The following is a 12642-nucleotide window of genomic DNA, read 5'->3' as shown; positions in this document are numbered from 1 at the left end:
ATTGCCGGTCCATTTCCAAGGGCGCATGGTCCAGGTCCTGCTACTTGAAAAGGACACACGCCATGCTGGTCTTAAGCCGCACCATAGGCGAAGCCATCGCTATTGGCGATGACATCACCGTCTATATTCTCGAAGTGAACGGCACCCACGTGAAATTCGGTATCGAAGCCCCCGTGGGCGTCAATGTGCACCGCGCCGAGGTTTACCAGAAGATCCGCGAACGCCAGGGGCCCGTCACGCATCCCGTGTCGGTACCCAATCCTTAGGCGGGGTTTTCAGTCGAACAGGTGCTTGGGCACATCGTGCTTGAGCATCAGTTGGCATTGCTCGCTCTCGGGGTCGAAGACGATCAGCGCCTGGCCCTTGGTCAGTGCCTGGCGTACGCGCAGCACACGCGTTTCCAGCGGCGTGTCGTCGCCATTGTCGGTGCCGTCGCGGGTGACGAAGTCTTCGATGAGGCGGGTCAGGGTGTCGACTTCAAGTGCATCGTAGGGAATCAGCATACAAGCCTCAGGTGTCAGGTCCCGGCGATGCTACTGCGCCGGGACCTATGTTGCCAGTAGCAGCTGTCGCCGGCGTCAGGACTTGTTTCCGACCAGGCTGTCCACCGACGGCACGCGGGTGTCGCTCTCCATTTGCGTTTCATGCTCGATCTGATGACTGAACCGATCCAGGGAACCCTGGGCCGGTTGCGCATCGCTGGCAAAGACCGGCGGGCTGAGGATATAGGCGCCCAGCAAGCGACTCAGGGCGGCCAGGCTGTCGATATGGGTACGCTCGTAGCCGTGGGTGGCATCGCAACCGAAGGCCAGCAGGGCGGTGCGAATGTCATGGCCGGCGGTAACCGCTGAGTGCGCATCGCTGAAGTAATAGCGGAACAGATCGCGGCGCACCGGCAAGTCGTTATCGGCGGCCAGGCGCAGCAAGTGCCGCGACAGGTGATAGTCGTACGGCCCGCCGGAGTCCTGCATCGCCACGCTCACCGCGTGTTCGCTGGAGTGCTGGCCCGGGGCGACCGGGGCGATGTCGATGCCGACAAACTCGCTGACATCCCAGGGCAGGGCGGCCGCTGCGCCACTGCCGGTTTCCTCGGTGATGGTGAACAGCGGGTGGCAGTCGATCAGCAGCGGTTCGCCACTGTCGACGATTGCCTTGAGCGCGGCGAGCAGGGCGGCGACCCCAGCTTTGTCGTCCAGGTGACGGGCGCTGATATGCCCGCTTTCGGTGAACTCCGGCAGTGGGTCGAACGCTACATAGTCACCGACGCTGATGCCTAGGGAGTCACAGTCGGCACGAGTGGCGCAGTAGGCGTCCAGGCGCAGTTCCACATGGTCCCAACTGACCGGCATTTCATCCACGGCGGTGTTGAACGCATGCCCGGACGCCATCAACGGCAATACGCTGCCGCGGATGACACCGTTATCGGTGAACAGGCTGACCCGGCTGCCTTCGGCAAAGCGGCTCGACCAGCAGCCCACCGGTGCCAGGGTCAGGCGGCCGTTGTCCTTGATCGCTCGCACGGCGGCGCCGATGGTGTCCAGGTGCGCAGAGACGGCACGGTCAGGGCTGTTTTTCTGGCCCTTGAGGGTGGCGCGAATAGTGCCGCGCCGGGTCATTTCAAACGGGATGCCAAGTTCTTCCAGGCGTTCGGCGACGTAGCGCACGATGGTGTCGGTAAATCCGGTGGGGCTGGGAATGGCGAGCATCTCCAGCAGCACTTTTTGCAGGTAGGCGAGATCGGGTTCTGGGATGGTTCTGGTCATGGAAACTCCTGATGAGTTGAGGGCATCGATGGTTTCGATGATAGGGTTGAGAGATTCGTTGCCAGTGCCGGCCTCATCGGGGGCAAGCCCCCTCCCACCCTTGATGTGTGAACACAGGAAAATGTGGGAGGGGGCTTGCCCCCGATAGCGGTTTCACATTCAACACAAGCCTCAAGCGGCCGGTTGACTGTGTGGAAACAACAAATCCACAAACTTCTCTGCAGTCGGTTGCGGTTCATGGTTGGCCAGCCCGGCCCGTTCATTGGCTTCGATAAATACGTACTCCGGCTGGTCGGCCGCCGGTACCATCAGGTCCAGGCCGACCATGGGAATATCCAGGGCGCGGGCGGCGCGCACGGCGGCGTCCACCAGCGTCGGGTGCAGGATGGCGGTGACGTCTTCCAGACAACCGCCGGTATGCAGGTTGGCAGTTCGCCGCACGGCCAGGGTCTGGCCGCGGGGCAGGATGCTGTCGTAGTCGTAGCCGGCGGCCTTGAGCGTGCGCTCGGTCTCGCCGTCCAGGGGGATCTTGCTTTCGCCATCGGTGGCGGCCTGACGACGTCGGCTTTGCGCTTGGATCAATGCACGAATCGAATGCTGACCGTCGCCGATCACTTCGGCGGGGCGGCGAATCGCGGCGGCGACTACGTCGAAACCGATCACCAGGATGCGCAGGTCCAGGCCCTCGTGAAAGCTTTCGAGCAGTACGCGGCTGTCGAACTGGCGTGCCGTTTCGATGGCTTGCTGCACCTCCTCGATCGTTCGCAGGTCCACCGCCACGCCCTGGCCTTGTTCGCCATCCAACGGCTTGACCACCACGCGCTGGTGCTCGTCCAGAAACTCCAGGTTGTCGTCGGCACTGCCTGCCAACTGCTGCGCAGGCAACTTCAGGCCAGCGGCCTTGAGCACCTTGTGGGTCAGGCTCTTGTCCTGGCAAAGGGTCATGCTGATGGCGCTGGTCAAATCGCTCAGCGACTCGCGGCACCGCACGCGGCGCCCGCCGTGGCTGAGGGTGAACAGCCCGGCATCGGCGTCATCCACCTGCACATCGATACCGCGCCGATGGGCTTCTTCGACAATGATTCGTGCATACGGATTGAACCCCGCCTGCGGCCCCGGGCCGAGAAACAGCGGCTGGTTGATGCCGTTCTTGTGCTTGATCGCAAAGGTGGTCAGTGCGCGAAAACCCAGCTTGGCGTAAAGGCTCTTGGCCTGGCGGTTATCGTGCAGCACCGACAGGTCCAGGTAGCTCAAGCCACGGCTCATGAAGTGTTCCACCAGGTGGCGCACCAGCACTTCACCCACGCCTGGGCGGGTGCACTGTGGGTCTACCGCCAGGCACCACAGGCTGCAACCGTTTTCCGGGTCGTGAAAGGCTTTCTGATGGTTGAGGCCCATCACGCTGCCGATCACGGCGCCGCTGTCTTCGTCTTCCGCCAGCCAATACACCGGGCCGCCTTGATGGCGCGGTGTGAGGCGTTCGACGTCGACGGGCAACATGCCGCGGCCCTGATACAGCAAGTTGACGGCGTGCCAGTCGGCTTCGCTCTGTACGCGACGGATCCGAAAACCGCGAAACACACGGGTGGCGGGGCGGTAGTCACTGAACCACAGGCGCAAGGTGTCTGACGGGTCGAGGAATAACTGCTGCGGGTCGATCCCGAGGATTTGCTGGGGCGCGGCCACATACAGAGCGATATCACGTTCGCCGGGCTGTTCGTTGAGCAGCTCCAGGGCAAGGCTGGCAGGGTCGGGAAACGTATGCCCGATCAACAAGCGCCCCCAACCGCAATGCACGGCAATCGGTTCGGGACCTTGCGGGCTGCCGTCTTCGGCAAGCCGGGCCTGCAGGCGCTCGTAGGTCGGCGCCTGGCCTTTGATCAAGCGTTGGCTATACGCCGCGGCGTTAGGTTTCATGGATCAGATTCCTTGTTCGCTGAGCCACAGGTTCAGCGCCGCCAGTTGCCACAGCTTGGAGCCGCGCAATGGGGTCAGTTGACCCTGAGGGTCCGTCAGCAGGCGATCGAGCATGGCCGGGTTGAACAGGCCACGGTCCTGGCTCGGGTCCAGCAGCAACTCGCGCACCCAGTTCAGGGTGTCGCCTTGTAAATGCTTGAGGCCGGGGACCGGGAAGTAACCTTTTTTACGGTCGATGACTTCGCTGGGGATCACCCGGCGCGCGGCCTCTTTGAGCACCTGTTTGCCGCCATCGGGCAGTTTGAACTTGCCCGGTACGCGGGCCGAGAGTTCTACCAGGCGGTAGTCGAGGAACGGTGTCCGGGCTTCCAGGCCCCAGGCCATGGTCATGTTGTCGACGCGTTTGACTGGGTCGTCCACCAGCATCACCGTGCTGTCCAGGCGCAGGGCCTTGTCTACGGCGGCTTCCGCGCCCGGCATGGCAAAATGTTCGCGCACAAAGTCGCCGGCAGCGTCGTTGGCGGTCAACCATTTCGGTGCGACGGTGGCCGCGTAGTCATCGTAGCTGCGGTCGAAAAACGCCTCGCGGTACGCGGCATACGGGTCGCTTGCGCCATCCACCTGCGGGTACCAGTGGTAACCGGCGAACAATTCGTCGGCGCCCTGGCCGCTCTGCACCACCTTGCAATGCTTGGCGACTTCCCGCGACAACAGGTAGAACGCGATGCAGTCATGGCTGACCATCGGCTCGCTCATGGCGCGGAACGCCGCTGGCAGTTGCTCGATGATCTCGCTTTCGGCGATGCGCAGTTGGTGGTGGCGGGTGCCGTAATGCTTGGCGATCAGGTCCGAGTACTGGAATTCGTCGCCGCGCTCGCCACCGGCGTCTTCAAAACCGATGGAGAACGTGGACAGGTCCTGCACACCGACTTCACGCAGCAGGCCGACGAGCATGCTCGAGTCGACGCCACCGGAGAGCAGCACGCCCACATCCACGGCGGCGCGTTGGCGGATGGCCACGGCTTCGCGGGTGCTGTCGAGCACGCGGTCGGTCCAGTCTTCCAGCGTCAGGTGTTTTTCGTCCTCATGGGGCCCGTACGGCAGAGTCCACCAGGTTTTCTGTTCGGTCTTGCCGCTTGCGTCGATGCGCATCCAGCTGGCGGGCGGCAGCTTTTCAATGCCCGCCAACAGCGTGCGCGGCGCGGGGACCACGGCGTGGAAATTCAGGTAGTGGTTGAGAGCGACCGGATCGAGGATCGGGTTGATGTCGCCGCCCTTGAGCAACGCCGGTAACGCCGAGGCAAAACGCAGGCGCTGGCCGGTGCGCGACAGGTACAAAGGTTTTACGCCCAAGCGGTCACGGGCGATGAACAGACGTTGGGCGTCACGTTCCCAAATGGCGAAGGCAAACATGCCGTTGAGCTTGGGCAGCAGTGCTTCGCCCCAGGCGTGGTAGCCCTTGAGCAGCACTTCGGTATCACCGCCGGAATAGAAGGCGTAGCCCAGGGCTTCCAGCTCTTCTCGTAGTTCCGGGAAGTTATAGATCGCGCCATTGAACGCCAGGGACAACCCCAGTTGGGCGTCAACCATCGGCTGCGCGGAGCCGTCCGACAGGTCCATGATTTTCAGGCGGCGGTGGCCCAGGGCAATCGGCCCTTGGGCGTGGAAGCCCCATGCGTCGGGGCCACGGGGGGCGAGGTGATGAGTGATGCGTTCTACGGCTGCCAGGTCGGCAGGTTGATGATCAAAGCGTAACTCGCCAGCTAATCCACACATAAGTTCCTTACCGGTTTTTCCGTTGGGGAGGGGTCAATACTCAATACGCCAAACGGCGCGTACCCAGAAACTGACCCAGTGCTATGCGTGGAGTTTTAGACCGATAAGTTATAAGGCAGATGGCCGCCTAGCCATCAATCCCGCTCTTTACGGGCTGCGGCCTGGCCTCGAACCAGAGCGCGCAGGGTAAACCGGTTGGGGTGGCAAGCCGCGGCCACGCTGGCCGGTACCGGCAGCGGTTCGTCATTCAGCCAGGCGGCCAGGAGCTCGCCGCACAGTGGTGCAGTGATCAGGCCGCGGGAGCCATGGCCACTGTTGAGGTACAGCCCGGGCAGCCAGGGGCACGGCGTATCCGGTACTTGCCGGGCGTCTTTGCCCAGCACGGCATAAGCCTGCTGGAACGCTTCATGGTCGGCCAGCGGCCCGACGATCGGCAGGTAATCGGGGCTGGTGCAGCGAAACGCAGCACGCCCTTCCAACTGTTCGGCCGCCAGGCGGTCGGCGCCCAGGCGCTGCAGCAGGTCTGTGGAGATCTCGCGCAGCATCTCCAGGTTGCCGGTGTGTTCAGCGAGCGTGGGTGTGAGGTCCTGGTTGTTGAAGTCAAAACTGGCGCCCAGGGTATGTTCACCAAGGCGGGCTGGTGCGACGTAACCCTCGGCACAGACCACAGTAGTAAGGGCCTCACTGGCCGGGGTTTGTGCGAGCCGGGTGATCTGCCCGCGAATACGCTTGAGCGGCATGTCTGCGCTCAAGGGGAAACGCTTGATCTCGGCCGCCCCGGCGAGCACCACCACGCTGGCGCTGGCCAGCACGCGATCGCCGGCGCGAGCGTGCCACTGGTCGTCGTGCCGGTCCAGTTCAAGCGCCTCATGGTGGCTGAGCACCTCAATCAGCGGATGCGTCGCCTGCCACTGGCACAGTGCGGGTGGATGCACCCAGCCGCCCTCGGGGAAAAACAGGCCGCCGTGGGCCAGTTGGATTCCAGCCTGTTGTTGCGCCTGCTCGCGGTCGAGCAGGTGCAGCAGGCTCGGTGCGAAGGCGTCGGCGAGTTGGGCCTGGCGCTGGCCTTCCTTGGCGTCGAACGCCAGTTGCAACACACCACAGCCATCCCAATCCACGCCACGGTGCAAGTGCTCCAGCAGGCGGCGGGTGTGGCCGAAACCGCTGAGTATCAGTTGGGACAATGCGGTGCCATGGGCCGACAGCTTGAGGTACAGCACGCCCTGAGGGTTGCCCGAGGCTTCCTGCGCCAGGCCGGCATGGCGTTCCAGCAAGCTGACGCGCCAACCGCGGGCGGCCAGGCTGGCAGCCGTTGCGCAACCGGCCAGGCCACCGCCAATAACCATGGCGTGGCGTTCACCGTCGATGGCTGGGGGGCGAGCGAACCAGGGTTTGCTTTTTGCGGGCGGCGGCGTCTCGTCGGGCCAGCCGAGAAACTCTCCACGCAGGATCTCCCACTTATGCCCGATGCCCGGCGTGCGCTTCATCTTGAAGCCCGCGGCGTTGATCAGGCGCCGTACCCAGCCGGTGCTGGTAAAGGTGCTGATGGTCGAGCCCGGAGCGGCCAGGCGCGCCAGTTCAGCGAACAGTTCGGCGGTCCACATATCGGGGTTTTTCGCCGGGGCGAAACCGTCCAGAAACCAGGCGTCGATCTGCGCATCCAGTTGCGGCAATTGCTCCAGAGCATCGCCGATCAACAGGGTCAGGACCACGCGGCCGTTATCCAGTACCAGGCGTTGGAAGCCTTGGTGAATGGCGATGTATTGCGCCAAGAGTTGTTCGGCCAAGGGTTGCAGTTCAGGCCAGAGGGCGAGGGCGCGTTGCAGGTCGGCATGGCTCAGCGGATATTTTTCCACGCTGACAAAGTGCAGGCGCGCGCCGGCCGGTGCGTGTTGCTCAAACAATTGCCAGGCGCAGAGAAAATTCAAACCCGTGCCGAAGCCGGTTTCGCCGATCACCAGCCGCCCGCCCGCTGGCAAGCCAGCAAAGCGCTCCTGCAAGCGGTTCTGCTCCAGGAACACATAGCGGGTTTCTGCAAGGCCCGACTGGTCGGAGAAGTACACGTCGTCGAACACCCGCGAATGCGGGCGACCTTGGTCATCCCAGTCGAGCTGGGCGTGGGTGATGGGGGTCATGGGCGGCTCATAGACATACAGCAGGCAAAGACAAGGCGGCCATTCTAGCCGATCGCGGCGCGCAGGGCCGATTCCAGGTGGTAGCCCCATAGGTTTTGCATGGAAATAGCTGCTGCGTCCGGCCTGCAATCCATCAACTATCAGCGTTAATTCTGTGCAAGTTGCTGCGGTATCGTAATAGCTTGATTTATAGGCAATAAAGGACATTGCTGATGCGCCCGCAGGACGATTTGAACAGCAAACTGAACCAATTGACCCAGCGGCAACTGCAATCCGCCTTACTGGAAATGACGGGTGATTTGGACAAGGCCCAGGTGTTGCAAAAGCAACTGCCGGGCTGGATGGTCAACGCACCGCCTGGCGTGTTGGACGCACTGACCAGAGATGCCGCACGGGTTGCAGATGCCCAGGCAGTTGTCGCCGAGCAATTGAAGCCTTTGCAAGCACTGGATGAGTTTTGCAGTGAGCGGCTCAAGGCTTACTGTCAGACCCGATGGCAACTGACCGTGGATCCGAAAAAAGATCTTTTGGTGCGTGCTGTAAACGAGTACGAGAAAGAAGTCTTGCCATTGAAATATGTGAAAACGGTGAGGCTGGTGCAGGACAGTCTCCTGCATGTGGCGATGCAGAATTTTTCCGAGGATGAAGTGCGAGCGCAGCACTTTCCGACGGGCTCGCTGCTGCGCTTGGGGGCTGCCGCTCGCGGGGTCATTGGCATAACCCCCCTGGAGTTTGCCCAGGGGTGCCGTGCCCTGGATCTGGGTGGCCTGTATCAGCAGCACATCAGTGAAGTATTCAAGCTGGGGAGTGATCAGCCCAACCTCAATGATGTCGCAACTGATATCGGCCAGATGAAAACCCTGGATATAAAAATCGACGCCCACATTGCCCTGATGCGCGCAGATATTTCCCAAGGTGTCTACGAGGTGTTGTGCAAATTGCTGGACCGCAAGCTGACAGCGTCTCAGGCTCAGGCGGCAGGGATTTTGTTTGAATGGCGCCCCGTCACTTGGCAATGGCTGAATGTACAGGGCAGTTGCCTGTGGAGCATCCTGGTGTTCTCCGGCCGCTCGGTTGCGCAATACCCGCAAGAACCCTGTGTGGTGTACATGCCCAATGAGCCGGAGCGGCCATTGTTCGAGTATTCCTCGTTTGATGACTTTCAGGTCTACCTCAAGGGCAAGCTTGAAGTGCCGGCTTATCGTAGTTTCTTTACCCGGTACCTGAGCCAGGATGACCGGGTCGGCTTCTTCAGCCATTTCGATCAATCCCGTACCTTGGGGGCGCTGGAGGCAAACCCCATTACGGTTAGCCTGGCGGGGCATTTTTTCGCAACTTACGCCGCCAAACTCCAAGCCGACGCGCGGACCCTGGCGGTACCGGTGGCCGACGTGGATGAGGTGGCCCGCGAGCAGCGCTTGCAAGCGTACCTGGATGCCGGTTTGACAGTGCTCAACCTCGCCGGGTTTGTTGTGCCGGAGTTGGGACTATTGATGACTGGCGTGGCGGTGGGCCAGATGCTCGGCGAGCTGTATGAGGGCATTGAGGACTGGCGCCGTGGCGATAAAGAGGAGGCGTTCAAGCAGTTGGCAGCGGTAGCGCAAAACATCACCTCGATGGTGCTGTTCGCGGCGGGGAGCAAGGTTGTCGGTTCGGCGATGAAACGCAGCGGTCTTAACCTGGATAACTTTTTTCGCCAGTTTGAAGTGGTACGCCCCACAGATGGCAATCTGCGGCTGTGGCGGGCAAATGTCACGCCGTACTTCCATGATCAGCGTCTTGTCGACGACGAGGTTGCGGACGCTACGGGAATTTACAAAGTCGGAGGGCATTCATACGTCAAGGTCAATGATTGCGTACATCGGGTTGCGTTTGACTCGAAACTGGATCGATGGCGGGCCAGCCACCCGCTGCGGCAGACGGCTTATCGCCCGCTGTTGCTGCACAACGGCGAAGGACGCTGGCGTTTTGCGTTCGAAACGCCCGACGAATGGGAGGATCAGGAGTATCTCTTTTCACGCCTGAACCCGGCAGGCCCAGGTGCTTCGCTGCATCCCAGGAAGCTTGTGCAGATCAAGGCCATTATGGATATGCCCCATGAATGGGGCGTCTATCAGGCCGAAGAGTGCCTGCCCTTTCCCGCACGTTTTCGTGATTTGTATGAGCGTTTCAAGCTGGACCAGTCCATTCGTGATCTGATCTGGCAGTTGGAAAGCGGTGCGTCCCCCAGTGTAGAAAACTTGACCTTGCAGATGCATGCCCTGCCCTTGTTAGACGGGTGGCCGGTGGGGCGCTATTTTGAGGTGCTGGATGCACAGGGCAGCGTCAAGGCGCGTTACCCCACCGGTGGGCCGTTTGACAATGCAGGCCTGCGTTTGACGCTCACTGAGCAGATGCTTCGTGAGGGCAAAGTGTTTGATGTGCTGTTGTCCGAGCTGGACGAGGCACAAAAAATCGGCCTGCTTGGAGAGGGGGTTGCTGCTGATCAGGAGCGCGGCGTATTGGAGCGTCGGTTGCTCGCACACCTCAAGGCTGACTGCAGGCCGTTGTTCGAGCAGTTGTATCAGGCCCATGACGGACCTGTACCGCCCGAATGGGCGTTGCTCAGGCGTACTTATCCGCAACTGCCCTGTACGCTGATGCGCGAATTGATGGCCCAGACCTCAACGGTGCAGCGCGAGACCCTGCGCGATAATCAACGTATCCCCATGGCATTGGCCGAGTCGGTCCAGCGTGCTCTCGGGGAGCAACGCCTGGACCGCGCCCTGATGGGGTTTGAGCAGCCTGAGCTGGCCAGCCTGGATACGGCGCGTGTGGCAGTCAGGTCCATGCCGCATTTATCAGGGTGGGGCAGGGAGGTGCGGCTTGAGTTGCGCCAGGGTTCGTCACAAGGTGATTTATTGGTTCTGGGCGCGAGCAATGGCGCCGGTGCGCGACGAATAGTGGTCAGCTCGGACGCTGGGTTTGCAACGTTCGACGACAACGGCCTGAGTCTAGGTGGGCCTTACTCCGGACCGGACGGCTTGTTTCAGGCGATTGAGTGCGCGCTGACCGACAGTCAGCGCGTAGCAATGGGGTTGCCGCTCAACGAGGCCAACAATCTCTGGCGCCTGCGCTACATGAGCGCTTCCCAGGCCAAGGGGGAACGGGAGCTGGCCGCCGAGGCTTTTTCCAGCAGGGGCAGCGAGCCGGTGCTGGACGCGATGCCCTGTGAAATGGCTGATTCGCCGACGGGGCCATTGGCGCACCCTCGCGCGCTGGTGCGCAAGGTGAAGCGTTTGTACCCCTTGTTCAGCACTGCACAAGTGTCTTCGCTGCTGATGGCCTTGGGTGCTGACCATCTTTCCCGGGCCAGGGCGGTAAAGCGTTTGAAGGCAGAGCTTACTCATCTGCGAGCGCTGCTCAAACACTGGAAGACCGATACCCAGGGCATGGATAAACAGCCGGGCCTGAGTGACATTCGTACCAGCCGCGAGCAGGTGGCTGAGCGCATTGAAGCTTGTTGGCGGCGTCAAAGCTTTGCTCTGGATGAACATCAGATGTCGGTTGCCAGTTTGAACCTGGACGGAATGCGCGTCGGATCGTTGCCGACGCTGCCTGCCGACATTCGTTTCGACCATGTCCGTCAGGTGTCACTCAAGAACATGCGATTGGGCGATGACGTCGCGTATTTCCTCAAGTGTTTCAAAGGCATTCGGCATCTGGCGCTGGACCGTAACCGCCTGACGCGCTTGCCGGAAATATTCTCGCGGATGCTCGACCTCGAAAGCTTGTCGATGCCCCATAACCGTCTTGCACTGACCGAGTATACCCAGCTGAAACTGGCTGATCTGAATACGCTGCGCCTGCTGGACCTGAGCCATAACCCACTGGATAAACTGGTGGATGTCAGCAGGATGCGTGACTTGCACACGCTGTTGCTGCGGGACAGCAGACTCGTCGACCTGCCGTCGGGCATCGGGCGGTTGGCCCACTTGGAGCAGGTGGATCTGCGCGATAACCTGATCACCGTGCTGCCCGAGTGGTTGTTCACGGTGCCGCGCATTTTCAGCCAGTCGATCGACTTGGGCGGCAATCCGCTATCCGACACGACAGTAGAGGCACTCGAGCGTTACCGCGCTGACGTGGGTATTGGTATGGGGTATGTAGACGACGATCAGCCTCGTATGAGCGAACTGAAGGCCAGGGCGCGGTGGTTGCCGGACGAGGTGGCCGCCCGCGATGCCAACAAGCGTAGCGTCTGGGCCAACCTGCGGGATGATCCGGAGTCGACAGAGTTGTTCCTGTTGCTGGCTGAATTGACCAGTGCTGCTGACAGTCGCCGTGTGCGCGAGGATATGACGCAACGTGTCTGGGACGTATTGCAGGCGACCCATGACAATGTCGGGCTGCGCGAGCAGGTCTTCCAACTGGCAGCCCATCCGACTGGTTGTGAGGATGGGGCGGCGCAGATGTTCAGCCAGATTGAGGTTCTCAAGGAAGTCGAGAAGGCAACGCTGCAGGCGGGTCGTGCACAGAGCAACTCCGGGGCGCTGTTGAACTTGAGTCGAGGTTTGTTTCGCCTCAGCGAGCTGGAGAAAATTGCGGCGACATACGCGGTTGAAAAAGCCTCCTCGGATCCGCTGGAAATCAACCTGGCATTTCGGATCGGGTTGGCCAAGGACCTGCAACTGCCGGGGCAGCCGAAACATATGGTCTATGACTCGTTTTTCGAGGTGCCCAGCAGCGATTTGGCGATGGCGCAAGCCCAGGTGCGAACAGCTGAGCTGTCGCCTGCCTTCTTGCGTTTTATTACCCAGTTGACGTTCTGGAAAACCCATCTCAAACAGCAGTTTCCTGCTGAGTTCCTATCGGTGACTGAGCCCTTCGATACGCAGCAGCAAACACTTTTTGAGAATCGCCAGGACCTTACTGACGGGGAGTATTTCAAACAAATGGAAGCCCTGCGCGCACCGCGACGGCAGGCAATAACCGCAGTGATGGAGCGCCTGACACAGCAGATGTTGAAGCATCAGGACCTGGGCCTATGTCACGTTCCTGGGTATTAACCG

Annotated in this window: 7 protein-coding genes; 2 read left to right on the top strand and 5 right to left on the bottom strand. The window is 61.2% G+C overall.

What is annotated here, in order from left to right; all coding sequences use genetic code 11:
- Positions 1–62 precede the first annotated feature (62 nt).
- Entirely contained in the window at positions 63–266 is a 204-nt protein-coding gene (gene csrA, locus E4P00_RS09275) for a carbon storage regulator CsrA (protein WP_005789902.1), read from the top strand.
- A gap of 9 nt (positions 267–275) precedes the next feature.
- Here csrA and E4P00_RS09270 read toward each other — a convergent pair whose 3' ends face one another.
- The 5 genes from E4P00_RS09270 to mnmC all read right to left on the bottom strand — a co-directional run bounded on the left by E4P00_RS09270 (position 276) and on the right by mnmC (position 7591).
- On the bottom strand, positions 276–503 hold the full coding sequence (locus E4P00_RS09270; protein WP_003192759.1) for a YheU family protein: 228 nt from the start codon (positions 501–503) through the stop codon (positions 276–278).
- A 75-nt stretch (positions 504–578) separates the two neighbouring features.
- Entirely contained in the window at positions 579–1763 is a 1185-nt protein-coding gene (locus E4P00_RS09265) for an osmoprotectant NAGGN system M42 family peptidase (protein WP_005789901.1), read from the bottom strand.
- Positions 1764–1934: 171 nt separating this feature from the next.
- Positions 1935–3680 carry an N-acetylglutaminylglutamine synthetase gene (gene ngg, locus E4P00_RS09260; RefSeq protein WP_078821927.1) on the bottom strand — a complete coding sequence of 582 codons (1746 nt, stop codon included), beginning with the start codon at positions 3678–3680 and terminating at the stop codon, positions 1935–1937.
- A gap of 3 nt (positions 3681–3683) precedes the next feature.
- A complete protein-coding gene (locus E4P00_RS09255; protein ID WP_032880150.1) occupies positions 3684–5456 on the bottom strand; it encodes an N-acetylglutaminylglutamine amidotransferase in 1773 nt (590 codons plus the stop codon).
- Positions 5457–5590: 134 nt separating this feature from the next.
- Entirely contained in the window at positions 5591–7591 is a 2001-nt protein-coding gene (gene mnmC / locus E4P00_RS09250; RefSeq protein ID WP_248131250.1) for a bifunctional tRNA (5-methylaminomethyl-2-thiouridine)(34)-methyltransferase MnmD/FAD-dependent 5-carboxymethylaminomethyl-2-thiouridine(34) oxidoreductase MnmC, read from the bottom strand.
- Between the two features lie 212 nt (positions 7592–7803).
- On the opposite strand from mnmC, the gene E4P00_RS09245 reads away from it, so the two are divergent.
- Positions 7804–12639, top strand: coding sequence for an NEL-type E3 ubiquitin ligase domain-containing protein (locus tag E4P00_RS09245; RefSeq protein WP_248131248.1), 4836 nt, complete (start codon positions 7804–7806; stop codon positions 12637–12639).
- The last annotated feature ends 3 nt before the right edge of the window (positions 12640–12642 follow it).

This window comes from Pseudomonas sp. B329, assembly GCF_023127835.1.
In the GTDB taxonomy this organism is placed as follows: domain Bacteria; phylum Pseudomonadota; class Gammaproteobacteria; order Pseudomonadales; family Pseudomonadaceae; genus Aquipseudomonas; species Aquipseudomonas synxantha_A.
The sequence above is the reverse complement of the archived record's forward strand: the minus strand, read 5'-3'. Positions and strand labels throughout refer to the sequence as shown.

Bases quoted from the DNA above. Each gene is read 5' to 3' on its own strand.
- csrA (WP_005789902.1), top strand. From the start codon at position 63: ATGCTGGTCTTAAGCCGCACCATAGGCGAAGCCATCGCTATTGGCGAT.
- E4P00_RS09270 (WP_003192759.1), bottom strand. From the start codon at position 503: ATGCTGATTCCCTACGATGCACTTGAAGTCGACACCCTGACCCGCCTC.
- E4P00_RS09265 (WP_005789901.1), bottom strand. From the start codon at position 1,763: ATGACCAGAACCATCCCAGAACCCGATCTCGCCTACCTGCAAAAAGTG.
- ngg (WP_078821927.1), bottom strand. From the start codon at position 3,680: ATGAAACCTAACGCCGCGGCGTATAGCCAACGCTTGATCAAAGGCCAG.
- E4P00_RS09255 (WP_032880150.1), bottom strand. From the start codon at position 5,456: ATGTGTGGATTAGCTGGCGAGTTACGCTTTGATCATCAACCTGCCGAC.
- mnmC (WP_248131250.1), bottom strand. From the start codon at position 7,591: ATGACCCCCATCACCCACGCCCAGCTCGACTGGGATGACCAAGGTCGC.
- E4P00_RS09245 (WP_248131248.1), top strand. From the start codon at position 7,804: ATGCGCCCGCAGGACGATTTGAACAGCAAACTGAACCAATTGACCCAG.